This window comes from Bradyrhizobium australafricanum, assembly GCF_020329495.1.
Lineage (GTDB): Bacteria > Pseudomonadota > Alphaproteobacteria > Rhizobiales > Xanthobacteraceae > Bradyrhizobium > Bradyrhizobium australafricanum.
Genome location: NZ_JAGKJL010000003.1, coordinates 99,236 through 124,437, shown reverse-complemented (window position 1 = coordinate 124,437; position 25,202 = coordinate 99,236). Strand labels below are relative to the sequence as shown.

Here is a 25,202-nt window from a genome sequence, read left to right as displayed (position 1 = left end):
TGACTAGGTCTCCGGCATTGGGGCTGTGCCCGGGTCGTGATCGCGATTCTGCGCGAGCGACCGGCCGCGCCAGCGCAGGACCGCTTCCGTGCGATTGTGAGCGGCACATTTCCTCATGATATGCTGAATGTGCATTTTGACGGTGCTTTCCGAGAGCTTCAATTTGGCTGCGATCAGCTTGTTGGGCAGGCCGAGCTCCAATTCCGCCAGGACGTGCTGCTCTCGAGGCGTGAGATCGCTCCTGTCGATGACCGCCCTGGCTGCCTCGTTCATCAGATATGCGGACGCAAGCCCGCGCGCGTCCGGCGGATCGAAACCCGGCATCCTGTTCATTTCGGCGACCGGCAACGGCCTGTAGACGCCGCCGACAAGAACAAGGCGCAGGCCGGCTATGACGACCTCGATTGGTAGCGAGGTGGGAAGAAAGCCGCGAACACCCCGCTGCATCGCGGCTTGTGCGGTCGGCTCGTCGTCATGGTTTGACAGGATTGCGACGGCGGCATTGGGACAGTGCTCGGCCACGAAGGCGAGATCGTCCTCGACCGAGGGATCGCCGATGGGCTTGTCCGCGATGCTCAGCAGCACCAGACGAACGTCGCGGGCCGACATGCAGTCCAGGCCCTGGACCGTTGCCATGTCGAGGATCTCGAAGTCGGCCAATTCCCGTCTGAGGACGTTGAGAATACATGTGCGCGGCAACAGGTGCGGCTCGATGATCACCAGAACCGGTACGTGAAGCGCTCCATTGAGCCGTTTTGAGGTTATGTCGTCCATGATTTCCTCGGAATGAAAAGAATTTCTGCGACAGTCCCATCGATCCGTATTGCGCATTTACCGTTGCGGCATTCATCCTGAATGCATCATCACGCGCAGCCCCGACATCAGGATCGCATCCATTGCGGGATAGCCTGGCGCCTGGGTGGGAAATTCTTTCCGCTCAAATCATTTGGACGCGCGCCGCGGCGCGGTCGACGCATCCCCTATTTGCAGATATTTCGATACGCCGTTGACGCCGCCGACCCCGATTTGCCGTCGACGACATACGCTTCATCCTCCTTCACAAGATACAGAAACGGCCTTCCTCCAATCTCTCCGCCCGACGCACTCCTTCCTTTCACGCGCCCGCAAATCGTATCCACGGCGCGACCGAGCGTGTTCTTTCGCATGGCGCGCTTCATGTCGCTGAATTCGGCCGATCCCGGATCCTCTATCTGCGCTGCAATCGTGACCTTCGCTTTGGTGAGGACAGGATCTGCCATGTCCGCGGCGCGTTCGGGTGTCGGGACGTTGATCCTCGTCCGCGGAGACGCCGCCTTGGCGAGGTCGGGCGGTCTGTGTTTCTTCGATGATGCTCTCCCGCCGGATTTTGCCGGGGTTGCAGAATTCGATTTGACGATCGCAGGCACCGGGGCTAACGCCGCCGGCATGGGCTCTGTGGGTCGGGCGACTGCAACCTTGTCGAAACAAGGTCTTGACCCACACCCAAGGAAATACCCTCGGGAAGGCGCGAACCAGCCAAAGCCGACCAGGATTCCTGCCAGCGCTCCGACAACAAGCAGTCCCATCCGATTCCCCTCCTCGGGAGCTCGGCTCGCACTCATAACTAGGACTAATTCCGCGCTGGTGATCCTATCTGTTGCGCAAAAGCGTTAAGCGCTCATTAAGCGCGCGGGCTCGGGGCGATAGGACGAACCCTACGGCGATGTCGGGTTTAGCGTCGGCTTCCGGAAGCATGGCGGATGCGACGAATTATGAGTACACACCCTAGCTCGCCGGGTTGTCCTCGCTTGGATACACGCCGCGCAGCACTTCCTCGAAATGATCCTTGACGGCGTCGTTGCACAGGCAGGAGCGCTGCCGCAGCTTGTCCGGGTCGCGGATCACGATCGCGCCGCGGCGCGTCTCCAGCACGCCTTCCGCCTTGAAGTTCTGGATCACGCGGCTGGTGTAGCTGCGGCCGACGCCGAGCAAAGTCGAGAGCTGTTCATGGGTAAGTGGCACCATGCCGTTGCCGTTGGTGCGCTCCATCGCCGAGATGATCCATTTCGCCGCGCGCTGCTCGATCGAGTGGATCGCATTGCAGGCGGTCGACTGGAAAATCTGCGCCAGCATGCAGTCGGCATAACGCGCGAAGATGTTGCGCACGGAGATCGACGTCAGCTTGGCGGCGTCGAGCTTGCTGACCGGCAGCCGCGCGAACGGGCCGCCGAACTTGACGGTGATGCGGGTATAGGCCGGCAGGAAGCCCTGGCTGACGATGCCGCCGACCGCGCCCTCGCGACCGACCAGGATGGTCTCGACATCGCGGCCGTCCTCATTGGGCACCATGTAGGACGCAAGGCTCGGCCCGCATGGAAAATGCACGGTCTGGACGTCGTCGCCGGGATTGTAGAGCAGATCGCCAGCCGCGGCCTCGACCAAGGCAAGGTGCGGCGCGATCAGTTCGTAATCGGCGGCGTTCAGCCGGCGCAAAAGATTGTTGAACGGCCGGTCACTCGTCCCGGCCAACTCGGTCCGTTTCGTGATCATTGGAAATCCTGAGAACCCAACTCGGACCATAATCGGAAAGTTCCCGGATTTATGTTCACTAGTGAACAGACGCGGCAGCCCGCGATGTGATGGGTTTCACCTCGGGAACAGCCGGCGTGCTTTCAGGCGCCGGTCGCGGGCCAATCCGGCCGGACTGATCCGGTCTTTCATCCATGCTTTAAAAACGGAAACTGGCACGCCATGGATTTCACCCCCAATGCCGGCATGCCCGGTGACGTCCTCGTGGTTGAGGACGATCCGATCATCTCGCTCTATTTCGAGGACACCATCCTCGGCTTCGGCGCTCGGACGGTGCGCACCGCCACGAACGTCGCCCGGGCGCTCGAGCTGATCGCCGAACGCGCGCCGGATTTCGCGCTGCTCGACGTCGGCCTCGTCAGGGGCGAGAAGACGTTCGCCATCGCCGAGCGGCTGGATGCGCTGAAGGTGCCGTTCGCATTCGTCACGGGTTATGGTGCGGATATCCGGCTGCCGGCATCGCTCGCCGGCAAGCCGCGGCTGACCAAGCCGTGCTCGAGCGAGGCGCTGGAGGCGGCGCTGCGAAACGGACGTTGACGCATTGCCGGCTTCGGCCTCGCCGTCGGCGCGTTCGTCGTCTACCATCCAGCCTGTCGGATTCGGTGACGCAAACGCTTCGGGAAAGCGTCATGGTGATCAGGATATTTGCTGCGCCCGCAGCCGCGCTCGCTCTCGGGCTGCTGCCAGCGCCGCCGTTCGGCTCGGCCGTCGTCGGTCGCTTCGTGTCGCCAGCTCTCGCTACGCCGGCCGCACGCTCGAGCGAGCAATCGGCCGCGCTTGAGACCTACGACAAAGCCCTGAAGGGCTTCGAGTCGATCCTGCGCCAGCGCCGCGCGCAGATCGATTCGAAGCAGCCGCTGCCCGACTTGCCGGGCCAGGCGATCTATCTGGCCCGTGTCGAGATGATGAGCGCCTACAAGGACCTCACCGATGCGCTTCCGTCCAGGATTGGAAGACCCAACAGATTCGGAATCCCCCCGGCCTACTTCAACGCCGACAATGAGCCGCTGCTCGATGAGTACAGGAAGCTCTTCGACGTCATGGAGGCGCCGCCCGCCGGTGCGCAAACATCCGATACGCCATTCAAGGACGTGGTCGATCTGGCAACGGTGATCGCGCGGGCCAAGGGTCTTGACGCCGCCGACGCCGCCGTCGCGGGCCGTATCAGCCTCGGCCTCTTCTTTGCCGAGACGAACGGCAAGCAGAATGCGGGCAATGCACGGTCGAACACCTATAAAGGAAGCCTGCAGACCGGCCCGTCCGAGGATCGCGACGGCCGAAGGAAATGGGCCGCCATCAAGGGGTCGATCGCGACGCTCGATCCTGCGCTGAGCCGTCGCGACGACCGGGAAGAGGCGCGGGTCGGCAACCTCGACCACAGGTTCAATCACTGGACCGCCGTGCGGGACGGCCTCATGAACGCACACGCCGAACTTTTCCCGCAGGTCGCGGCGATCCAGAAAGCGCTGCCGGACCCGATCGATCAGATGAAGGTCTTTGAGCTGATCCAGATCATTCCCACGCCGACCAGGGCAGCGCTCAAATCGGGCAACCTCGTAGGCTACAGAATTTCCGATCCCAGGATCATGCGATATCTGCGCAACAACAGCGTCTTCGCGTTCGGCCGGGCCGACCGGGCAAGAACATCCCCGACTTTCCGCGAGATCTTCGATGCGATGTGGCTGTTCAACGCCAAGTTCGAGCAGGCGCTTGCCAAGTTCAAGGAGATCAAGTCGGGCAAGCCGGGCTGAGGAGGAGCCGATCGCTCGGCCGTCAGGGTGGACCGAGCAGCGCCCATCGCGGTTCGCAGAATTCCTTCACGGCGGAAGCGACGCTGCTGCTGATGAGATTTTGGCGCTCGGGCGAGTCCATCTCGCGTTCCTCGTCCCGGTTGATGATCGAGCCTGCCTCCAGCAGGATCGCGGGCATCGCGGTCTTTCTCAGCACGATGAGTTCATCGTTGCTGTAGACGCCGGTATCCTTGTTCAGCAACGGGTGCTGGTAACGACCCATGATGGCCTGGCTGTATTGCTCGGCATAATGCAGGCCCTGGGCCTTCATTTCCCCGGCGACCAGTTCGGCGAAGCGGAGGCTGGTCTTGAAGTCCGGATTGTCCCGGGAGACGAACACGGAGTAGCCGCTGAAGCGGTCGCTGAAGTGGCTTTTCTTGCCCTCGAACTCCCAGTCCTCGAGCATCTTGTTGGGCACGGAGTCATGGTGGATCGACATCAGCAGATCCGCGTGCAGATTGTTGGCGGCGGCGACCCGCTTGAAGAGGCTCGGTCTCGCTTTGCCTTCGGTCAGCAGCAGCCTGGTTTCGGCAAAGCCTTCGGCTTTCAACCTCTCCTCGATCAGCTTCGCAAGGCGCAGGTTGAAGGTGAACTCGGCGACATTCCGCGCGCTGATCGCGCCTTCCGATTGCGCGGTATGTCCGACATCCAGCACGATCCGGAACGTCGCGGGATCGCATTTGGCAGCGGCTGGCTTGAGAGCTGAAAGCGGCAGGGTGACTGGCCCAAGGGCGGCCAGCCGCATGGCGCGGTGCCTGGGCGGAGCGCGGTGCCTTGCCAATTTGGCAGCCCTTGTCGCCTTCGCGCGCTTCGGCGACTTGGCATGCTTGGGTGAGCTCTTAAAGAGATCGGGCAGCCAGCCGGCATCGCTGACTTCGATCGGCAGCAGCGCGAACACTGCGATCGCGACGACCAACAAGCGGCCAGGCCGAAACCTCGCAACGCTACCACCGAGCACGCGAAAGAATTCGCAGCGCCTCATGCTCCGCCCCTCCGGGCCCCCAGCATAACGGCTCTGACATCGGTACCGGAAGATGCCGGGGAGGTCCATCCCCGGCAATCGCGTTGCCTCGCCTTGGAGGCAGGGCCGTCAAGACGAAGAGTCCGGTTCCGTCGTGGCTGTGACCGAACTAGTGTCCCGAATCCGAAGTTCGCATCATTTGCCGCACCTTCGGAGCGAACTTCGGATTCGATAAGGACACTAGCAAACTTATAATTCTAGTGTGCTTTATGAATGCGAAGTTCGTGAAAGTGGCTGCCGCGAAATCGCACGAACTTCGCATTCAGCACACTAGACCGGCTTCGGGTCGAGCGTGATCGCCCACAGCTCGGCGTCGACGCGGTCGCGCAGGCTTACCGTCATCTGCCCGCTCTTGCCGTCGATCTTGACGTGGCCGAAGAACTGCATGCCGGCCGACGGCGGCAGGTTCTGGTTGCCTTCGCCCGGCGCCCTGATGAACCTCACCTCGGGGCCAAAGGTGTTGTCGAGCTCGTTCGGACCGAACGTGCCGGCATGCAGCGGACCGGAGACGAATTCCCAGAACGGATCGAACTCCTGGAACTGGGCCTTGTTCGGGTTGTAGTAGTGCGCGGCGGCGTAATGCACGTCGGCGGTCAGCCACACCGTGTTGACGATTCCCGCGGTCTTGATGAAACGCAGGATATCGGCGATCTCGAGCTCGCGGCCGCGCGCCGGGCCATCGCCCTGCGCAAAGGCTTCCGAGCCCTTCTTGTTGGCCGCATCATCATAGACGATCAGCGAGAGCGGCATGTCGGAGGCGATCACCTTCCAGGTGGCGCGCGAGTTGAGCAGCGCGCGCTTCAGCCAGGCCATCTGGTCGGGGCCGATGAAATAGGCGTCGGGGCCATACTGCTCCTGCAGGTTCGGGCCGTTGGGGCCGCGATAGCTGCGCTCGTCGAGCATGAAGACGTCGAGATGCGGACCGTAGCTCAGCGTGCGATAGACGCGCCCCGGCTCGACGATGCTCTCGCGCATCGGATACATCTCGTGGAAGGCCTTTGCCGCGCGCGCCGCGAGCACATTGATGTCGCGCTCCTTGTAGGCCGCCGGCAGCTGTTTCGACAGCGACCAGTTGTTGGTCACCTCGTGATCGTCCCACTGCACGAAGATCGGCACCTCGGCATTGAAGGCGCGGACGTTGTTGTCGAGGAAGTTATACTTGTGGGCGGCGCGGTATTCGTCGAGCGTCTCGGCGACCTTGGCCTTCTCGGGTATAGTGACGTTCTTCCAGATCTTGCCGTCGGGAAGCTTCACCTCGGAGGGGATCACGCCGTCGGCGTAGATCGTGTCGCCGGAGTGCAGAAGGAAATCCGGAGCGTGCTTCTTCATCGCGGCGAAGGTGATCATGCCGCCGTCGTCGGGATTGATGCCCCAGCCTTGGCCGGCGACATCGCCGCCCCACACGAAGGAGACGTCGCGGCGATCGCTCGGCGCGGTACGGAAGCGTCCGACCACCGGCTCGCCGACGATGTCGATATGGGCGAGGTCGCGGAAGCGGACGCGGTAGAAGATGTCCTGGCCGGAGGGCAGGTTCTCCAGCAGCATCTTGGCGGTGAAGTCGCTCTCGGGCAGCGCCGTGATCGGCGGCAGCGTATGGGCGTCCTTGAACGATTCAGTGGTCGCGACCTCGACCATCATCTGCGACGGCCGGTCCGCACGCGCCCACACCACGCCGCCGTCGACGCCGACATCGCCCGACTGCACGCCATGGGTGATCGCGGGACGGTCGGCGGCGCGCGACAGATAGGGCATCGCAATCACGCCGGCGCCGGCCGCAGCCGCCGTGGAGAGAAAGCGTCGGCGGGTGAGATTTCGCGAGAACCGGATCGTCATGGGGAGCCTCCTCAGGTCACAGCGACAATGCGCCGCAGGCGCGCCAAGACCTAGAAAAATTCCATGACGGAGACATTACAGCGGCGGGAGTGCGGGACGTAAGGGAAGCACATCTGTCAGGCTCCCTCTCCCGAGTGCGGGGGAGGCAAGGGGAGTTTGCGGATAAAGATTGGCGGCGCCCTATGCCGTGCCCGCCGCCCTGAACTGCGTCGCAGCCCGTTGCAAATTCTGCGGCATGCTGAACAGCAGCGCTTTGCGGTCGGCGACGGCGTTATGAAGCTGCTCGAGCGCGATGTTGAACGCGGTCAGCGTGCCTTCCTCGATGGCGCCGTGCTCGAAGCAGTCCAGCGTGTGGCGCAGGATGTCGTCGGCCTCCGCCTGCATCTGGTCGAGTTCCTCGATCGAATCGCTTTGCCGTGCGGTCTTCAGCATCTCCAGCAGGCGTTCGCGCTGCGAGGTGTTGGTGTTGCGCTCGTCCTGCTTGAGATAGCCGGCGAACCACGCACCGGCCGAGCCCATCGCCGAGAACGCCATCAGGCTCCACCAGATGTAGTCGCTGTAGCGGTCGAGGAAGGTTTTTTCCTCGCCGTCGACAAACGCGGCGGCGCCCGGATGCACCGGAATGGTGGCATCCTTGTCGGTGTCCGGCGTCTCGATCTTGGCGGCGAGCGGGAAATCGGTCTTGAGTGACTGCCGGATCGCGAACAATTGCCGCGTGAATGCCGCGACCGTCGAGTCCGACAGGCCCTTCCGCGCAACGATGTGGTGCGAGAAGCTGATCGTCTTCACCTCATCGTCGGGCCGGTCGGCGGAGCCGAGCGAGCCCGCAGGGATTTCCGCGGCCTCGTAGGCCGGATGGTTCTGCGCGATCGCCTCGGAGGCGTCGATCGCAAGGAAGCTGGGCTCGCCGCCGTCGCGGACCGACGCCGTGATCGCATCGATCGTGATCTTGCTGTTGGCCGGGCCGACGGCGAGATAGGCGTCGGCCTTGAGATTCTTGATCGCTTCCGCCGCCTCATTGGCCGGGAATTGAACGATCTCGACCTTCATCGGGTCGACGCCGTATTGCGTCAGGATCAGCTTCAGCAGATTGACATTGGCCGGGGTGCGGCCGACGACGCCGATCTTGCGGCCGGCGAGCTGCGCGATCTTGGTGATCCGCGCGGATTTCCGAACCTTGCCCTTGGCGGGCGGAACCCACATCACCACGACATTCTTGCGCAGGGTGGCGACCGCCTGGGCATTCTTCGGCACCTCGAGATCGCCGCGGATGATGGCGAGATCGGCCTTGCCGTCGGCCAGCGTCTGGGCGCTGGCGGTAGCGCCCTCGGTCTGCACCGGCCTCAGTTTGACCTGGGTGTTCTGCTGGTTGTTGAAGGCCTGCGCCAGCGCCTGCACGACCTTGACGTCATCGCTGTTGGCGGGACCGACCGCGATCCGCAGCGTCACCGGACGCACGGCGAAATAATAGCCGGCCAGCAACGTGCCGATGATGGCCAGCGCGCCCGCGATCAAAACGAACATCAGCCGCCGCTTTGCCGAACGCAGCGGCTTGGGCGACATGCTGGCGGAGCCGTCTGTCATCGATCTCGCAAACAATCGTCGGGGCTCAATCTCGCAAAACTACCAACGCGCATACATCCTCTATGTGTAGCAAATTACTGAATGGACAGATGTTACAACTCCGTCATGGTTACCAGCGGCGATAGGACGCGATTTCGGCCTTAATTTGGGCGTGGATCCCATCCCGGAGGCCGTTGTTAGGCTAAAGTCGGCGTTAAACGGGAGGGTTACCATGGTCGAACGGCTGTCAGCGGAGGCGAGGAAGGCCGCCCTTTGGGAACTGGCCGGCTGGTCGGAGGCGTCCGGCCGCGAGGCGATCGCCAAGACTTTCGTGTTCAAGGACTTCAACGAGGCCTTCGGGTTCATGGCCCGCGCCGCCCTGGTCGCCGAGAAGAGCGACCATCACCCCGAGTGGAAAAACGTCTACAAGACCGTCGAGGTGGTGCTGTCGACCCACGATGTCGGCGGGGTGACCAAGCGCGACATCGACCTCGCCAAGGCCATGAACGCGATCGCAAGGCAGCTTGGGGTCAGTTGACCCCGGCGAGTGGAACCTTGCGCGGGTCCGCCGATATCCCCAGATTCGCATCGTCCGCCGCCGAATTGGCGCGGCGTCGAGGAACCTTGCGATGACATCGAGCGAACACGGCGCGGGATTTGGGCCTGCCGATCGGCTGGCGCAGGATCCTGAGAGCGTGCGCCGCCGTTTCTGGATCAAGTTCAAGAAGGTGGTGGCGAGCCTGCCCTTCGCGGAGGACCTGCTGGCCGCCTATTACTGCGCCTTCGACCGGCAGACGCCGCGCCATGTGCAGGCGGCGCTGCTCGGGGCGATCGCCTATTTCATCCTGCCGTTCGATTTCGTGCCCGACGTGCTGCCGATCCTCGGCTTCACCGATGACGCCGCAGTGCTCGCAACTGCGCTCCGCATGGTGGCAAGCCACATCACGCCGGAGCATCGCGATGCCGCCCGCGCCGCGCTGAAGCGCGGGGTGCCTGCGGAGGAGTGAGATCTGCCTTCTCCTTCCCCCTGAAAGGGGGAAGGTCGGGAAGGGGGTCAGCCACAGGCGACGCTGCAAGCCGGCAGATTTGATCCCCACCCGCTTTGCTCTCGCGAGCAAAGCGACCTCCCCTTTTCAAGGGAAGGTTATGATGCATCCCGGATTTCGTTGCGCTCCATCCGGGCTACGAAACTTTCGATCCGTCATCCTGAGGAGCGCGAAGCGCGTCTCGAAGGATGTACGGCCACCAGCGGGGCCGTCGACCCTTCGAGACGTGCGCAAGAGCGCGCTCCTCAGGGTGACGGACACGGTAAGGAGCGCCATCGTCCGTTCGGCTCCATCCGCGCTACGCAATCTCTTCCTCAGCTTCCCGGATGCAGGATCACCTTGCCCATCGCCTTGCGGCCGGCGAGCACCTTCAGGGCTTCTGATGTCTGCGACAGCGGGAAGGTGCGGTCGACATGCGAGGAGATCTTGCCTTCCGCGGTCCACTGCACGAGCTTCTCGAGGTTCTTGCGGTTCTTGTCCGGATTCTGCCGCGCCCAGGCGCCCCAGAACACGCCGCGGATATCGCAGCCCTTCAGCAGCGCGAGGTTGAGCGGGATCTTTGGAATGTCACCGGCGGCAAAGCCGATCACCAGGAAGCGGCCTTCCCATGCGGTCGAGCGCAGCGCGGCCTCGGCGTAGGAGCCGCCGACCGGATCGAACACGATGTCGGCGCCCTTGCCGTCGGTCAGCTTGCGCAGGCCTTCCTTGAGATCTTCCTTCGCATAGTTCAGCGTCAGCTCGGCGCCGTGTTGCTTGGCGAATGCCAGCTTCTCGTCCGACGAGGCGCAGGCGATCACCTTCAAGCCCATCAGTTTGCCGAGCTCGCACGCAGCAAGGCCGGTGCCACCGGCGGCCCCAAGCACCGCGAGCGTCTCGCCCGGCTTCGGGCTTGCGCGATCTTCCAGCGCATGCAGCGCGGTGCCGTAGATGATGATGATGCCGGCGGCGCGGTCGTAATCGAGATTGTCGGGAATCTTCACGATCGAATTCGCCGGCAGCGCGATCTTGTCGCGCGCGCCGTTGTGGCCGCAGGACGCGACGACCCGATCGCCGACCTTCAGGTCAGTGACGCCGGCGCCGACGCTTTCGATCACGCCGGCAACTTCGGCGGCCGGCGAGAACGGGAACGGCGGCTTGATCTGGTACTTGCCTTGGATCATCAGGATGTCGAAGAAGTTCAGCGCCGCCGCCTTGATCGCGATCACGGCTTCGCCCGGCGCGGCCACCGGATCGGGCACGTCAGCCAGCACGAGATCGTCGGGTTGACAGTATTGCGAGCAGAGGATGGCTTTCATGGACACACCTGAGTTTCGGACGCAGAAAGAGCTGCAAGATCTTGGACTACAAGCTTCATGCCGGATTTGCGGCGGAGCGACAATACAGTGCGGAGGGATCAAACTATGTTTGAAAAAGGCCTGCTAGCGAAAAAGCGCATCCTGATCACCGGCGGCGGCTCCGGCCTTGGCGCGGCGATGGGCTACCGTTTCGCCGAACTCGGTGCCGAACTGATCATCTGCGGGCGGCGCGAGGGGCTGCTGGAGGAAACCGCAGCGAAATTCCGCAGCGAGCTCGGCGCCAAGGTTTCCATCGCGCGCTGCGATATCCGCGACGGTGCGGCGGTCGAAGCGATGATGGACCAAGTCTGGCAGGACGCGCCGATCGACGTGCTCGTCAACAATGCTGCCGCAACCTTTATTGCGCAGAGCGAACATTTGTCATTCCGTGCGGCGGACGCGATCCTCGCGCCGACACTGCATGGCACGATGTACTGCACGCTCGCCGCCGGCCGCCGCTGGATCGACGGCAAGCACAAGGGCGTAGTGCTCTCGATCCTGTCGACCTCGACCATCACCGGCCGCGCGTTCACGGTGCCGTCCTCGATGGCCAAGACCGCGGTGCTGGCGATGACCAAGAGCCTGGCGGTGGAGTGGGGCCCGAAGGGCATCCGCACCGTCGCGATCGCGCCTGGCGCGTTCCCGACCGCCGGCGCGACCGGACAGTTGCGCCCCGAAGGGCGCGGCGAGAGCTGGGCGCATCGTAATCCGCTCGGCCGCGCCGGCGAGCATTCGGAGCTCGCCAATCTCGCGACCTTCCTGATCTCGGATCAGGCCGGCTACATCAACGGCGAGATGGTGGTGCAGGATGGCGGCTCGCACTTACGCAGTTCCGGTGCCGAGGACCTGCTGCAATGGACCGATGCTCAGTGGGAGAAGCAGCGCGCTGCGCGCGCCAAGTGATAACGCGTCGCGATACGCGCCCGACGGTGAGCGGCGTTCGCCTTTCGGCCTAACTGCCTTCCCAAAAAAGCGTTTCCCGGTTATCCATCCGAGCCGGCGGAGGGGAATCGCCGGGCCATCTTGCAGTCACAATGATGGGGGAACCAGTTGGCCGTGCGGCAGATTCTGACATCACTGGTTGCTTGTATCCTGTGCGGGTTCATCACCCTCGCGCCGGCGCAGGCTGCGCCCAAGAAAGATACGGCCAAGGAAGCAGCCAAGCCGGCGCCTTCGGCTGCCGCGGCTGCGGCCGGCGGCGCGGAGCCGACGCTGATCGGCCAATTCGGGACCTGGGGCGCGTACACAGCATCGCCCAACGGCAAGAAGGTGTGCTTTGCGCTCGCCAAGCCGTCGTCGTCGAAGACCAATCCGGCGAACCGGCCGCGTGATCCGGCCTATGCCTTCATCTCCACCCGTCCGGCGGAGAAGGTCGTCAACGAAGTCTCGATCATGATCGGCTACACGGTGAAGCCGGGCTCCGAATCGACGCTTCAGGTCGGCGGCGGGACCTATGCGATGTACACGCAGGGCGACGGCCTCTGGATCAAGAATGCGGCCGAGGAGGAGCGGATGGTGGAATCCATGCGCAAATCGGCCGAACTGACGGTAAAAGCGGTCTCGGCCAAGGGCACCGAGACGACAGACACCTTCTCGCTGAAGGGCCTGGCGCAGGCGCTCGACCGGCTCGGGCAGGACTGCCGGCGCTAGAGCATGATCCGGAAAAGTGTGAAGCGGTTTTCCGGAAAGATCATGCTCTAAAAATCGACTTAAGGCCTGAAATCGAGGTATTTGGTGGCTTTCCAGCACCGGCTGGAAGGCCTATTTGAGGTTTCATGACCGACACCGTGACCACCCATGCCGTCTCCGGCGCCAGCGCGCTGGTCGAGAAGGTTCCGCTCGAGACCTATGTGCCGCCGGCCAAGCCGTCGCTGATCGGGCTGTCGCGCGCCGAGATCGCCGAGCGCCTGGGCGAGATCGGGGTGCAGGCCGGCCAGCGCAAGATGCGCACCCAGCAGCTCTGGAACTGGATGTATTTCCGCGGCGCCAAGAGCTTTGCCGAGATGACCAACGTCTCGAAGGACATGCGCGCCGAGCTCGAGAAGCATTTTACCGTCGATCGTCCCGAGGTGGTCGCCGAGCAGATCTCCAACGACGGCACCCGCAAATGGCTGCTGCGGCTGCCGAGCGGCGACAAGGTCGAGCGGCCGCACGAGGTCGAGTGCGTCTACATCCCCGAGACCGATCGCGGCACGCTGTGCGTTTCCTCGCAGGTCGGCTGCACGCTGAATTGCGCGTTCTGCCACACCGGCACGCAGCGGCTGGTGCGCAACCTCACCGCCGGCGAGATCGTCGGCCAGGTGATGGTGGCGCGCGACCGGCTGAATGACTGGGCCGACCGCGAGGACGGCACGCGCCGCGTCACCAACATCGTGATGATGGGGATGGGCGAGCCGCTCTACAATTTCGACGCGGTGCGCGATGCGCTGCTGATCGTCGCCGACAATGAAGGCATCGGCATTTCGCGCCGGCGCATCACGCTGTCGACCTCGGGCGTGGTGCCGAACATCCAGCGCACCGGTGACGAGATCGGCGTGATGCTTGCGATCTCCTTGCATGCGGTGCGCGACGAGCTGCGCAACGAGCTGGTGCCGCTGAACCGCAAATATCCGATCAAGGAATTGCTGCAGGCCTGCCGCGATTATCCCGGCGCCTCCAACGCCCGGCGCATCACCTTCGAATATGTGATGCTCAAGGGGGTCAACGATTCGCTCGATGACGCGAAGCTGCTGGTGAAACTGCTCAAGGGCATTCCGGCCAAGATCAATTTGATTCCGTTCAATCCGTGGCCGGGCACCGCTTACCAATGCTCGGACTGGGAGCAGATCGAGAAATTCTCCGAATACATCTTCAACGCCGGCTATTCCTCGCCGGTGCGCACGCCGCGCGGCCGCGACATCCTCGCCGCCTGCGGCCAGCTCAAGTCGGAGACCGAAAAGCTCTCCGCCCGCGAGCGCCAGGCGCTGCGCGCGATGGCGATGACGGATTGAGTGTGTTTCCATATTTCGTCATGGCCGGGCTTGTCCCGGCCATCCACGTCTTAGCTTTCTCCGCGAGAAGACGTGGATGCCCGGGACAAGCCCGGGCATGACGGAGGAGAGGCTAGTGCCTGGCTTGATGTTCGATGATGGAATGACCCGATGGCCCTGATCGGCCGCCTGTTCGTCGTCGCCTTCGGCTTCCTGATGGCCTGCTTCGTGGCAGGGATCATCGTGGTCGTCGCGGTGCTGTATCCCGAGATCAGCGATTTCGGCGGGCAGATCGACCAGAGCGCGATCAACGTTGTGCTGGGCTTCGGGTTCATCTTCATTTCCGGCTTTGCGCTGCTGCCTGCGCTGATCGTGGTGCTGATCACCGAGGCGTTCTTCATCCGGAGCGTGCTGGCCTACGCGGTCGGCGGCGCCATCGTCGGCGCGGCCTGCTATCTCGGCCTGGTTCCGTTCGATCCCGATATGATGCAATTCCACGGCATCGTGCGCCGGCATATGGAGATCATGACCGGCGCCGGCATCGTCGCGGGCCTGGTCTACTGGCTGATCGCCGGCCGCACCGCCGGCGCCTGGCGCGAGCCGTCGCGTCCGTTGCCGCCGCCCCCGCCATTGCCGTCGCAATCGCAGCGGCCGTGACCTCGTCCAGAGTGCCAACATGGATTCGAACCAGAGAGCCGCATCCGCAATCTTGGGAAGCGTGATAAGCGCGCAGTCGGGCAAATTGTCACTTCCCGAGCTTGAACGAGATATCCTCGCTCAATTGCCGGCGATCGACTCAACCTTGCCCAGAGCGACCCGGGAACTTCTGGATGGACTAGTATTGAGCGTTTTTCAGGCGCAGACGAAAAATGGTGCTGCAGCGCTCAATACTCCGCGGCAGTTTAACTACGACGAAAATGAAGGTGTCGATCACCTGTTTGATCAAGCGGCAAATGCCCTTCGGGCTTACTTGAAATGATTGCGCCACCTCATCCGCCTCGGCTAAACCGCGCGCCATGAACCGGACCGGACTTTTCATCGCGCTGGCGCTGGCGCTCATCGTCGGCATCCTGTTCGGGATCTATCCCGAACTCGACCTGAAGCTGGCGGCGCTGTTCTACGATGTGGCGCAGAAAACCTTCCCGCTGAAGCTCGACGCGGTGGCGTCGTTTGCGCGCGATGCGGCGATGTGGATCGCCTGGGCGTTGGTGCTGCCGGCGATCGTGACCATCGTCTGGAAGTTCATCCGGCCGGACCGGCCGATGCTGATGTCCGGCCGCGCCGCGGTGTTCCTGCTCACCACCATGCTGCTCTCGGCCGGCGTGCTCACCAACCTTACCTTCAAGAATTATTGGGGCCGGCCGCGGCCGGTGTTCGTGACACAGTTCGGCGGCGACCTGCAATTCGTGCCGTGGTGGGACCCGCGCGGCGGCTGCCCGCGCAACTGCTCGTTCTTCTCCGGCGAGGGCGCCACCGCGTTCTGGACCTATGCACCGGCGGCGCTGACACCGCCCGCGTGGCGGCCGCTGGCCTTTGCCGGAGCGACCGTGTTCGGCATCGTCACCAGCGGGCTTCGCATGGCCTTCGGTGGCCATTTCTTCACCGATGTGGCGATCGCGGGCCTGGTGTCGTTCTTCACGGTCTGGCTGTTCTACGCGCTGATCTACCGCTGGGCAGCGACCCGGCTGACCGACGCCCAGGTCGATGCCGCGCTGGCGCGCCTTGCGATGCCCGGCTACCGGTGGATGCAGCGCTGGCGCCGGGGCGGCAAGGCGGCGTCCAGCCAGCCCGAGGCCTCCTCAGAGGCCTGATTAAAGGCGTGCTCAGCCTTCGGAAATTTGATATCGCCACCCCGGAAACATCATTGATTTCGACCGATTGGACCGTCCCATGAGTACGATTCTGAAAAGCCTGCCCACTGGCGAAAAAGTCGGCATCGCGTTCTCGGGCGGGCTCGACACGTCAGCGGCGCTGCTCTGGATGAAGCTGAAGGGCGCCAAGGTCTTCGCCTATACCGCCAATCTTGGCCAGCCCGACGAGGCCGACTACGACGCGATCCCGCGCAAGGCGATGGATTTCGGCGCCGAGAAGGCCCGCCTGGTCGATTGCCGCACCCAGCTGGTCCATGAGGGCATCGCCGCGATCCAGTCCGGCGCGTTCCACATCTCGACCGGCGGCATCACCTATTTCAACACCACGCCGCTCGGCCGCGCGGTGACCGGCACGATGCTGGTCGCGGCGATGCAGGAGGACGGTGTCAACATCTGGGGCGACGGCTCGACCTTCAAGGGCAACGACATCGAGCGCTTCTATCGCTACGGCCTGCTGACTAACCCGAGCCTGCGCATCTACAAGCCCTGGCTCGACCAGCAGTTCATCGACGAGCTCGGCGGCCGCGCCGAGATGTCGGCCTTCATGACCGCGCAAGGCTTCGCCTACAAGATGAGCGCCGAGAAGGCCTATTCGACCGACAGCAATCTGCTCGGCGCGACGCATGAGGCCAAGGATCTCGAGAGCCTTGCGAGCGGCATCACTATCGTCAATCCGATCATGGGCGTGCCGTTCTGGCGCGCCGACTGCGACGTCAAGCCCGAGAAGGTCGTGGTGCGGTTCGAGGAGGGGCAGCCGGTCGCGCTGAACGGCAAGACGTTTGCCGATCCGGTCGCGCTGTTCCTCGAGGCCAATGCGATCGGCGGCCGCCACGGCCTCGGCATGAGCGACCAGATCGAGAATCGCATCATCGAAGCGAAGAGTCGCGGCATCTATGAGGCGCCGGGCATGGCGCTCTTGCACATCGCCTATGAGCGCCTCGTCACCGGCATCCACAATGAGGATACGATCGAGCAGTACCGCATCAGCGGCATGCGGCTCGGCCGCTTGCTCTATCAGGGCCGCTGGTTCGATTCGCAGGCCTTGATGCTGCGCGAGACCGCGCAGCGCTGGGTGGCACGTGCCGTCACCGGCGAGGTGACGCTCGAGCTGCGCCGCGGCAACGACTACTCGATATCAAACACCGAGAGCCCGAACCTCACCTATGCGCCGGAGCGGCTCAGCATGGAGAAGGTCGAGGACGCCGCCTTCACGCCGGCCGACCGCATCGGCCAGCTGACGATGCGCAACCTCGACATTGCTGACACCCGCGCCAAGCTCGGCCTGTACAACAAGACCGGCCTCATCTCGAGCGACGAAGGCTCGCAGATCTTCCAGCTCGAGAACGACAACAAGGACTGAGGCGGCACTCTCTCGCCTCGTCGTCCCGGGCAAGCGTAGCGCGACCCGGGACCCATAACCACCGGCCGTGGTTATGAAGCACGTTGGTGCTCCAGCGCGTTTCCACGACTCCTCCCTGTGGTTATGGGTCCCGGCCTTCGCCGGGACGACGTGGGGAGAGAGGCCTGCCTACTTCACCCTGAGCGCATCGAGCAGCGAGCGGAACGCCCGCGCGTAATCGGTGCCGGTCTTGCCGATGTCCGGCCCCGCGGAGACCGCAACCGCGGCTTCCGTCACCGCGCCGAGCAACAGCCGCGCCAGCGGCTCGATCGGTTGCCTGGCGATCACGCCGACGTCCATCGCGGCGGCCAGCGCGCGCGGAAACTTGCCGCCGAAATGTTTCGCGTCGATCTCGCGCCAGCGTTCCCAGCCGAGCACGGCGGGGCCGTCGCGCAAGATGATCTGGCCGGTCGGGCCTTTCGAGCACGCCGCGAAATAGCCCTGCGTGCCCGCCGCCATCGCCGCCAGCGGATCGTTCTCGGCGCGCGAGATGCGGTCGAGATCGGCAACAAGGTCGATCGACACCTGCTCGAACACCGCCTCGAACACCGCCTCCTTGGTCGCGAAGTGATGATAGACCGCGCCCTTGGCGACACGCGCGCCGGCGGCGATGTCGTCCATCGTCGCAGCGGCGAAGCCGCGCTCGCCAAAAATGCGCCGCGCCGCCTTGACGATGGCGGCTCTGGTTTTCTCGCGCCGTTCGGCCTGGGTTGCCATGGCGCATCTCTAGCCCAGTTCCAGACGCAAGCCAATTGACTTACCGACTACCAGTCGATAAATACCGACTATAAGTCGGTAAATGGAGAATGCCCGATGCCCTCGCTTAGGACGTTGCAAGCCTTCACCGACACGGTCGAGTCCAACGACCATGTCGGCGCGATCAGGAATTTCTATTCAGTCGATGCCCGCACCCAGGAGAATGACGGTGAGTGGCGCGTCGGCCGCGGGGCGCTGGCGGCGCGCGAGGCGGCGGTGCTGGCCGCGGTCGCCGGCGTCAAGACCACGCGGCTCGGGCCGCTCCTGCTTGACGGCGATCATTCGGCGATCTGCTGGCGCTTCGAATTCACCGGCAAGGACGGCAAGGTCCGCAGCATGGAGGAGGTCGCCTGGCAGACCTGGCGCGGCGAGGAGCTGGTCGAGGAGCGCTTCTTCTACGATCCGCAACAGATGGCGCGCTGAAATCGCGCCGGCCCTTGCGGCAATACGCCCCGGCGCGCCTCATTACGCCGTCATCCGCCGCTACTAGCCTCCGCCCCGATGCGCATGATGCGCAAGGGCAGAGCATCGATCATGATCAAGCGAGTTGCCGGTATGTTCGTCACGCTGGTGTTGTCGGCAGCACCGGCGTTCGCCCAGACGATCTATCCGATCGATCGCGCCGATATCCTCGTCGGCGCCAAATTCGACTTCAAGGTCGAGCTTCCGGAATTGGTCGATCAAGCAAAGCTCAAGGTCACGCTGAACGGCGCGGACTATGCCGCGGTGTTCGGCCAGGGCGGCACATTCACCGCGCACGAGGCCGGCCGGGAGCAGTCGGCGCTGTTGCTGCGCGATGTCTCGCTCGTCAAACCCGGGCAGGTCGCCGTCGAAGTCAGTGACGGCACGCAGAGCCGGACCGTGACCTGGACCGTCTACGACACCGGGGCACGCAAGGCCAGGAACGTGATCCTGTTCATCGGCGACGGGATGTCGCCGTCGCATCGCGTCGCCGCGCGAATCCTCTCCAAGGGAATCGCGGAGGGCAAGAGCCGCGGCAAGCTCGCGATCGACGACATGCCGCATATGGCGCTGGTCGCGACCGCCGGCTCGGACTCGATCATCACCGATTCGGCGAATGCCGCGAGCGCCTACGCCACCGGCCACAAGGCCGCGGTCAATGCGCTCGGCGTCTACGCCGATCGCACGCCCGATCCGCTTGACGATCCGAGGGTCGAGACCATCGCGAGTCTTGCCAAGCGCCGGGCGGGCCTCGCCGTCGGCATCGTCACCAACACCGAGGTCGAGGATGCGACGCCGGCTGCGATGGTTGCGCATACCCGCCGCCGCGCGGCCCATGACGCGATCGTTGCGCAATATTTCGACGCGAAGCCTGACGTGCTGATGGGCGGCGGCTCCGCGAACTTCCTGCCGCAATCCACGTCCGGGTCGAAACGCAAGGACGATATCGACTATCTCGTGCGCTTCCGCGACGCCGGCTATCCGATCGCGACCACCGCAAGCGAACTCGCCACGCTCGCGGCCAAACCGGACACCCGCCAACTGCTCGGCCTGTTCGCCGCCGGCAACATGGACGGTGCGCTCGACCGCAAATTCCTCAAGGGCGGCGGCGTCAGGAGATTCCCCGAACAGCCGGACCTGACCGAGCAGGTCTAGGCCGCGCTCACGGTGCTGTCGAAACACGAGGCCGGTTTCTTCCTGATGGTCGAGTCCGGCCTGATCGACAAATACGCCCATCTGCTCGACATGGAGCGCGCGGTCTACGACACCATCATGCTCGACAATGCGGTGCGGCTGGCGAAGGACTGGGCGAAAGCGCGCAACGACGACACGCTGATCCTGGTCGCGGCCGATCACAACCATCCGAACAGCCTGGTCGGCACCATCAATGACGACATGGCGGCGACACCCAACGTGCCGCTGCGCGAGCGCGTCGGCGTCTACGAGAAAGCCGGCTTCCCGAATTATCCGGCGCCGGACGCCGACGGTTATCCGTCACGCGTCGACGTCAGCCGGCGGCTTGCGATCTTCTCGGCCAGCCTGCCGGATCACTACGAGACGTTCCGCCCGAAGCTCGACGATCCGAACGAGCCGACCGTGAAGGGCGACCAGCCCGACACGTTCAAGGCCAATGACAAGTACAAGGATGTCCCCGGCGTCGTGCTGCGGTTCGGCAATCTGCCGGCGATGATCGGCGCCAGCGTGCATTCCGGCGAGGATGTCATCCTCACCGCGATCGGACCGGGCAGCGAGCGCGTCCATGGCTCGATGGACAACACCGAGGTGTTCCGCGTGATGGTCGAGGCGCTGGGACTGGGCGCGGGGAAGTAGCTCCGCCGTCATTGCGAGGAGCGTAGCGACGAAGCAATCCACTCTTACGCTTGTGATGAGATGGATTGCTTCGCTTCGCTCGCAATGACGAGAAGGGTGCGGGGCCACTGCTCCGAAAATCTCACCAAAACAAAAATGGCCGGGATCGCTCCCGGCCATTTCGTATCGTCATGTCGCGCCGGCTCAGCGCGGCGGCGCGGCCGAGGCGGTGCCGCCGTTGAGCAGCGGGGTGATGCGGCGGACGGTGACGCGCCGGTTGATGCGGCTCGGTCCGTCGGTCTGCTCCTTCGGATATTGAGAGCCATAGCCCTGCGAGGTCAGGTTCTCAGCCGGCACACCGAACTGCTGCGTCAAGAGCTCGGCGGCGGATTGCGCACGGCGGTCCGACAGTGACAGATTGTCGGTGTCGTTGCCGGTCGCATCCGTGTGGCCCTCGATCAGGAACACCTCGCGCGGGTTGCGCTGGATGGCTCGGTTGAGGCCGTCGGCGATCACCTGCAGCCTCGCCGCCTGGTCCGGTGGGATGGTCCACGATCCGGAGTCGAAGTTGATCGTGTTGACGTCGATGCTCGGCATCTGCATGCGGACATTGGGGCTGTAGCGGATCTCGTCCAGCGAGTAGCGCCGTTCGATCCGCTGCACCGGCGGTGCCTCCATGGTCTCGTAGATCACGTCGGGCGACGCGTCCTGCGCGTCGACGATGTAGCGATCGTAGGGAATGTTGACCACGGGCGGCGGGGCGTCGACATAGAAACCACCGACTGCGCGCGGATCGCGATAGCTGTTGTCGATGATGACGACCTCGCGGCCGCCAGTATCCCTGCGGATTCGGCGCAACATCTGGCCGTCGGAGCCGACCACGGTGATGATCTCGCTGCCGTCGGGACGAACCACGACCGTCCGCGTCTCGCCGCCGATCGTCTCGGTGCGGATGTCGCGCGCGCCATAGCGGAAGCGATAGACGTCGTCGCCGCGGACATAGGCCTGCCCACCCGGATCGCGGATGATGACCCGGTCCGGCTCGGTGTAGATGGTGCGGCCGCCTTCGACCACCTCCTGCCGCTGGCTGTGCAGGTCGGCGATGCTCCCGCCGATGATGGCGCCGGCCACCACGCCGGCGCCGACGGCGGCGCCGATCGCGAGCGGCTTGATGTTGTCATGTCGCGGAGGCGGCGGCAGCGGCGCTGCGACCGCTGGCGCGGCGCGGAAGGCGGGCGCAACCGTCGGCGGCGCATATTGCGCGCGGCCGGGCGGCGGCGTTGCGGCGGCCGAGCCGGGGACGACCGACGGTGCCGGCGCGCCCATCGCGGCGCCCTGGGCCGGCGATACGCCGGGCGCGACGCCCGGACGTGCTGCCGGCTGACCCGGAGCCGGGGCCGCGCCGGGCGCGCCCATTGCCGCGCCCGGGGTTGCCGGTGTTCCGGGCGGTGTCGCCGGACGTCCCTGCTGACCTGGCGCCGGTGGCGTCGGCGTCGCGCCGGGTGCCGGAGGCGTTGTTGCGGCAGGCGGGGTGCCTGGACGCGCGGGCTGTGCGCCGGCTGCCGGAGGTGTCGGCGTCGGTGTCGCACCGGGAGCTGTCGCGGCGGGCGGCGTGCCCGGTCGTGCCCCTGCTGCCGGAGGCGTTGTCGTTGCCGAAGGCGCGGGCGTTGACGTCGCCGCGGGCGGCGTGCCCGGCGGTTGCTTGGCGCCGCCAGGACGTTCACCGCGTTCGCCACCCGGACGATCGCCGGGGCGGCGTTCGGCCGGCGCCGTTGTCGGAGCTCCCGGCGTTGCGGGCGTCGGAGTCGGCGTTGCCGCCGTGGGCGGGGTGCCGGGACGTGCTGCGGGCGCGGCATTCGGCGTGGCGCCGGGCGCCGGCGTCGGCGGCGTGCCGGGTCGCTGCGGTGCTGCGGCCGGCGGCGGTGGCGTCGGATGTGCGGGGGCGGCCGCCGGCGGTGGCGGGGTCGGCTTCGCAGGCGCTGCTGCGGGCGGCTCCGGCCGTGCCGGTGACGGCGATGGCTTCGCGGGTGCGGCCGCGGGCGGCGGCGGTGTGGGATGTGCGGGAGCAGCCGACGGCGGAGGCGTCGTCGGGCGCGCGGCAGGCGGCTCGGGCCGTGCGGGAGCCGGCGGCGGTGCCGGATGCGGTGCGGCTGCCGGAGGCGGCGTCGGCTTTGCCGGTGCAGCTGCGGGCGGCTCGGGCCGGGCAGGGGCTGCAGGCGGGGTCGGCTTCGCGGGCGCTGCGGCCGGCGGCGGAGCAGGATGTGCGGGTGCCGCGGCGGGAGGTGGCGCCTGCGGATGCGGCGCTGCGGCCGGCGGTGCCGGACGTGCAGGAGCACCCGGCGCGCCCGGCGCCGGCCGCGCCTTCGGCTTTCCGTCAGGTCCGGTTTCTTCCTTCTGCTGCGCCTGTGCGACGACTAGAGGCGAAGTTTGGGCGTGCGACGCTGAGGTGGCGAATTGCATCACCGTCAGCGCAGTCGTGGCAAGCAGCACGAGACGAAGCTTTGTCATTGTCTAGGAGTCCCCGGCGGAAAGTCTGGGCAGGAAAGCAAAGTGAGAACCGAACAATTCGGCAGGACGATGAACCGCCAGCCGTTAGGCCGGATTGTGGCGAGCCACGAATCATCGGCGAAGTTTATTTCGACATTATAACGGGTTGCGTGTGTGATTGTTCACCGCGCGTTCAGAAGAAACGCGCCGACACATTTGCGATCGACGTGGAACTTGGGCGCAAGAGCGACTCATCGGCCGGCGAGTCGATCTGTCGCAGGTGGCGGGCCGGACGGTCCAGGCGGTCCGCGCACCGGTGATTCGTCAGGTGTCTTGCCAGGCAACTCGTCCGGTCGCGGCGGCTCGCCGGGTTCGCGCACCGGCTCCGGAATCTCGGGGCGCGGACTGCCGGGCGGAATTCCCGGCGGCGGTTCGCTCGGTGTGCCCGGCGTCGTCGGCGGAATCTCGGGAGGCTCGATCGGCATCATATCGAGGCTCCGCGGCGGTTGCCGATGCCAGATCGCGTCGCGCGCATTGATCGCTCCATCGAAGTTCGAAGCGACAACGGATCGCGCGCCGCGGCGTTCCGATGCTTCACCCGGGCGTGTGGCAGACCGCCTCGATATTGTGGCCGTCGGGGTCGAGCACGAATGCGCCGTAATAGTTCGGGTGGTAATGCGCACGGATGCCGGGCGCGCCGTTGTCGCGGCCGCCGGCTGCCATCGCGGCCTTGTAGAAGGCGTCGACGGTGGCGCGGTCCCTGGCCGTGATGGCGATATGCACCGGCTTGTTCATGGCGCCTTCCCCGCCGATCCAGAAGTCCGGCTTGCCGTCGGCGCCGAAGCCCGCGGCGGGCGCGTGCCCTGTCACCTCCGCGGGCACTTCCATGATCAGGCCGTAGCCGAGCGGCGCCAGCGCCGTCTGGTAGAAAGCCTTCGCGCGTTGATAGTCGGAGACGGAAAAGCCGATATGGTCGATCATCGCGAGCCTCCCTTGTTGTGTGACGCTACATCCGCAGACTAGTTGCACCTCTCCCGCCTGCGGGGGAGGTCGGATTGCATCGAAGATGCAATCCGGGTGGGGGCTCTTTCCACAATATGACTCGTGGACACACCCCCACCCCGGCCCTCCCCCGCAAGCGGGAGAGGGAGCAGATCTCAGCCGCGTAGCCCGGATGAAGCGAAGCGCAATCCGGGGCTGCTCTGGCCGCGGATGGTCTGGTCCCGGATTTCGCTGCGCTTCATCCGGGCTACGATCTTACATCCGCAGACTCGTTGCCTCACCTCCCCTTGCAAAGGGGAGGTCGCTTTGCTCGCGAGAGCAAAGCGGGTGGGGATCTGCTCTCTTCGCAGGCACCGTTCCTGCGGCTGACCCCATCCCGACCTTCCCCCGTTCAGGGGGAAGGAGAAGACAAGTCTGTCAACTCCGTACCAGCAGCGTGTTGCTGCGCGTCCGGCCCTGCTCGACGTAACCGCGCGCATGCATGTCCGCAATGCAGTCGTCGGTCCATTCGTCCTTCGACAGATGCTCGATCACCACCGCGCGCGGCCACAGTGACTGGGGCGCGTCGCGGAAGAAGCCGATCAGCACGCGGTCCTCGAAACCCTCGACGTCGATCTTGAGCGCATCGACCTTGCTCGCGCCGGCCTCGTCGAGGATGCGTTGCAGCCGCAGCGACGGCACTTTGAACGCCTTGCCCGTCGGCGTGCCGGTGACGATGTGGCTGGCGCCGAGATTGTCGCCGTCGGTCTCGATCATCAGTTCGCCATCGGTCGGGCCGGCGGCCGCCGCAACCAGGCGCACCTGCGGAAAGCCGGAGGCCTGGGTGTTGAACTTGAGCCGCGCATGCGTCACCGGATGCGGCTCGATCGCGATCACCCTGCCACCGGGTCCGACATCGCGCGCCAGCGCCAGCGCATAGGTGCCGACATTGGCGCCGAGATCGACGAAGGTGCCATCCGCGCCGACATGCGCCCGCAGGAAGGCGAGTTCTTCAAGGTTGTAATCGGGATTGAACAGCGCGCCGCGCTCGGTCGCGCTCGCCTGATGATAGAAGCGGAACGATGCGCCCTGATAGGTCACGTCCAGCGGCCCAGCGCCGAACAGATTGACCAGTTTCGACAGCCAGGGTCGGAACGCGCCGCGCTTCAATCCTGAGCCATGCGCCAGGCGGATGATGGCGGCCTGCGCCGCATTGGGCGCGAAGGCGCCGAACGGCGCCGGCGATATGTCGTTGCTCGGGATCACGCATGGCCTCGTCAAAAGCGCGGCATGCATAGCCGGTTTTGCCGGCA

At 64.9% G+C, this 25,202-nt stretch carries 24 protein-coding genes and 1 pseudogene; 13 read left to right on the top strand and 12 right to left on the bottom strand.

Annotation, left to right across the window (positions count from 1 at the left end):
• Window positions 1–3: 3 nt before the first annotated feature.
• From J6525_RS04075 to J6525_RS04065, 3 genes are all read right to left on the bottom strand, one after another.
• Window positions 4–774: a response regulator transcription factor gene (locus J6525_RS04075; protein WP_225163134.1), complete on the bottom strand. Its 771-nt coding sequence runs from the start codon at window positions 772–774 to the stop codon at window positions 4–6.
• A gap of 206 nt (window positions 775–980) precedes the next feature.
• Window positions 981–1,565, bottom strand: coding sequence for a hypothetical protein (locus tag J6525_RS04070; RefSeq protein ID WP_225642252.1), 585 nt, complete (start codon window positions 1,563–1,565; stop codon window positions 981–983).
• 199 nt (window positions 1,566–1,764) lie between these two features.
• The gene (locus tag J6525_RS04065; protein ID WP_225642250.1) at window positions 1,765–2,529 is read right to left on the bottom strand and encodes a Crp/Fnr family transcriptional regulator; all 765 of its coding nucleotides are present in this window, start codon (window positions 2,527–2,529) and stop codon (window positions 1,765–1,767) included.
• Between the two features lie 201 nt (window positions 2,530–2,730).
• On the opposite strand from J6525_RS04065, the gene J6525_RS04060 reads away from it, so the two are divergent.
• Both J6525_RS04060 and J6525_RS04055 read left to right on the top strand, forming a co-directional pair.
• On the top strand, window positions 2,731–3,105 hold the full coding sequence (locus tag J6525_RS04060) for a response regulator (protein WP_225642248.1): 375 nt from the start codon (window positions 2,731–2,733) through the stop codon (window positions 3,103–3,105).
• A 92-nt stretch (window positions 3,106–3,197) separates the two neighbouring features.
• Window positions 3,198–4,319 (top strand): hypothetical protein, encoded by a 1,122-nt coding sequence (locus J6525_RS04055; RefSeq protein WP_225642246.1) that lies wholly within the window; start codon window positions 3,198–3,200, stop codon window positions 4,317–4,319.
• Window positions 4,320–4,341: 22 nt separating this feature from the next.
• Here J6525_RS04055 and J6525_RS04050 read toward each other — a convergent pair whose 3' ends face one another.
• The 3 genes from J6525_RS04050 to J6525_RS04040 form a co-directional block, all read right to left on the bottom strand.
• Entirely contained in the window at window positions 4,342–5,103 is a 762-nt protein-coding gene (locus J6525_RS04050; protein WP_376708433.1) for an N-acetylmuramoyl-L-alanine amidase family protein, read from the bottom strand.
• Between the two features lie 546 nt (window positions 5,104–5,649).
• Window positions 5,650–7,212 (bottom strand): alkaline phosphatase D family protein, encoded by a 1,563-nt coding sequence (locus tag J6525_RS04045; protein ID WP_225642244.1) that lies wholly within the window; start codon window positions 7,210–7,212, stop codon window positions 5,650–5,652.
• A 180-nt stretch (window positions 7,213–7,392) separates the two neighbouring features.
• Window positions 7,393–8,796 (bottom strand): TAXI family TRAP transporter solute-binding subunit, encoded by a 1,404-nt coding sequence (locus tag J6525_RS04040; protein WP_225163128.1) that lies wholly within the window; start codon window positions 8,794–8,796, stop codon window positions 7,393–7,395.
• Window positions 8,797–9,007: 211 nt separating this feature from the next.
• Here J6525_RS04040 and J6525_RS04035 point away from each other — a divergent pair, with 211 nt between their 5' ends.
• Both J6525_RS04035 and J6525_RS04030 read left to right on the top strand, forming a co-directional pair.
• Entirely contained in the window at window positions 9,008–9,313 is a 306-nt protein-coding gene (locus tag J6525_RS04035) for a 4a-hydroxytetrahydrobiopterin dehydratase (RefSeq protein WP_092087879.1), read from the top strand.
• A 91-nt stretch (window positions 9,314–9,404) separates the two neighbouring features.
• Window positions 9,405–9,782, top strand: coding sequence for a YkvA family protein (locus J6525_RS04030; RefSeq protein WP_225642242.1), 378 nt, complete (start codon window positions 9,405–9,407; stop codon window positions 9,780–9,782).
• Window positions 9,783–10,135: 353 nt separating this feature from the next.
• Here J6525_RS04030 and J6525_RS04025 read toward each other — a convergent pair whose 3' ends face one another.
• On the bottom strand, window positions 10,136–11,116 hold the full coding sequence (locus tag J6525_RS04025) for an NADPH:quinone oxidoreductase family protein (protein WP_225642240.1): 981 nt from the start codon (window positions 11,114–11,116) through the stop codon (window positions 10,136–10,138).
• Window positions 11,117–11,221: 105 nt separating this feature from the next.
• Between J6525_RS04025 and J6525_RS04020 the strand changes: the two genes are divergently transcribed.
• The 7 genes from J6525_RS04020 (at window position 11,222) to argG (ending at window position 17,355) form a co-directional block, all read left to right on the top strand.
• On the top strand, window positions 11,222–12,058 hold the full coding sequence (locus J6525_RS04020; RefSeq protein ID WP_092087846.1) for an SDR family oxidoreductase: 837 nt from the start codon (window positions 11,222–11,224) through the stop codon (window positions 12,056–12,058).
• Window positions 12,059–12,211: 153 nt separating this feature from the next.
• Window positions 12,212–12,805, top strand: a complete 594-nt coding sequence (locus tag J6525_RS04015) for an invasion associated locus B family protein (protein ID WP_050383624.1) — start codon at window positions 12,212–12,214, stop codon at window positions 12,803–12,805.
• Between the two features lie 125 nt (window positions 12,806–12,930).
• Window positions 12,931–14,145, top strand: coding sequence for a dual-specificity RNA methyltransferase RlmN (rlmN, locus tag J6525_RS04010; RefSeq protein ID WP_225642238.1), 1,215 nt, complete (start codon window positions 12,931–12,933; stop codon window positions 14,143–14,145).
• Window positions 14,146–14,295: 150 nt separating this feature from the next.
• The gene (locus J6525_RS04005; RefSeq protein ID WP_225642236.1) at window positions 14,296–14,781 is read left to right on the top strand and encodes a hypothetical protein; all 486 of its coding nucleotides are present in this window, start codon (window positions 14,296–14,298) and stop codon (window positions 14,779–14,781) included.
• 19 nt (window positions 14,782–14,800) lie between these two features.
• On the top strand, window positions 14,801–15,103 hold the full coding sequence (locus J6525_RS04000) for a hypothetical protein (protein ID WP_156436599.1): 303 nt from the start codon (window positions 14,801–14,803) through the stop codon (window positions 15,101–15,103).
• 37 nt (window positions 15,104–15,140) lie between these two features.
• On the top strand, window positions 15,141–15,935 hold the full coding sequence (locus J6525_RS03995) for a phosphatase PAP2 family protein (RefSeq protein WP_225642234.1): 795 nt from the start codon (window positions 15,141–15,143) through the stop codon (window positions 15,933–15,935).
• A 79-nt stretch (window positions 15,936–16,014) separates the two neighbouring features.
• Window positions 16,015–17,355 carry an argininosuccinate synthase gene (argG, locus tag J6525_RS03990; protein WP_225642232.1) on the top strand — a complete coding sequence of 447 codons (1,341 nt, stop codon included), beginning with the start codon at window positions 16,015–16,017 and terminating at the stop codon, window positions 17,353–17,355.
• Between the two features lie 168 nt (window positions 17,356–17,523).
• Here argG and J6525_RS03985 read toward each other — a convergent pair whose 3' ends face one another.
• Window positions 17,524–18,111, bottom strand: a complete 588-nt coding sequence (locus tag J6525_RS03985) for a TetR/AcrR family transcriptional regulator (protein ID WP_225642230.1) — start codon at window positions 18,109–18,111, stop codon at window positions 17,524–17,526.
• A 96-nt stretch (window positions 18,112–18,207) separates the two neighbouring features.
• Here J6525_RS03985 and J6525_RS03980 point away from each other — a divergent pair, with 96 nt between their 5' ends.
• Window positions 18,208–18,573: a nuclear transport factor 2 family protein gene (locus J6525_RS03980; protein WP_225642228.1), complete on the top strand. Its 366-nt coding sequence runs from the start codon at window positions 18,208–18,210 to the stop codon at window positions 18,571–18,573.
• A 111-nt stretch (window positions 18,574–18,684) separates the two neighbouring features.
• Window positions 18,685–20,442 (top strand): annotated as a pseudogene (locus J6525_RS03975) (alkaline phosphatase).
• A gap of 183 nt (window positions 20,443–20,625) precedes the next feature.
• Here J6525_RS03975 and J6525_RS03970 read toward each other — a convergent pair.
• The 4 genes from J6525_RS03970 to J6525_RS03955 all read right to left on the bottom strand — a co-directional run bounded on the left by J6525_RS03970 (window position 20,626) and on the right by J6525_RS03955 (window position 25,185).
• Window positions 20,626–22,929, bottom strand: a complete 2,304-nt coding sequence (locus J6525_RS03970; protein ID WP_225642226.1) for an OmpA family protein — start codon at window positions 22,927–22,929, stop codon at window positions 20,626–20,628.
• 230 nt (window positions 22,930–23,159) lie between these two features.
• The gene (locus tag J6525_RS03965; RefSeq protein ID WP_225163158.1) at window positions 23,160–23,393 is read right to left on the bottom strand and encodes a hypothetical protein; all 234 of its coding nucleotides are present in this window, start codon (window positions 23,391–23,393) and stop codon (window positions 23,160–23,162) included.
• A gap of 109 nt (window positions 23,394–23,502) precedes the next feature.
• Window positions 23,503–23,889 (bottom strand): VOC family protein, encoded by a 387-nt coding sequence (locus J6525_RS03960; protein WP_057021286.1) that lies wholly within the window; start codon window positions 23,887–23,889, stop codon window positions 23,503–23,505.
• Window positions 23,890–24,327: 438 nt separating this feature from the next.
• Window positions 24,328–25,185, bottom strand: a complete 858-nt coding sequence (locus J6525_RS03955; RefSeq protein WP_225642224.1) for an FkbM family methyltransferase — start codon at window positions 25,183–25,185, stop codon at window positions 24,328–24,330.
• Between the last annotated feature and the right edge of the window lie 17 nt (window positions 25,186–25,202).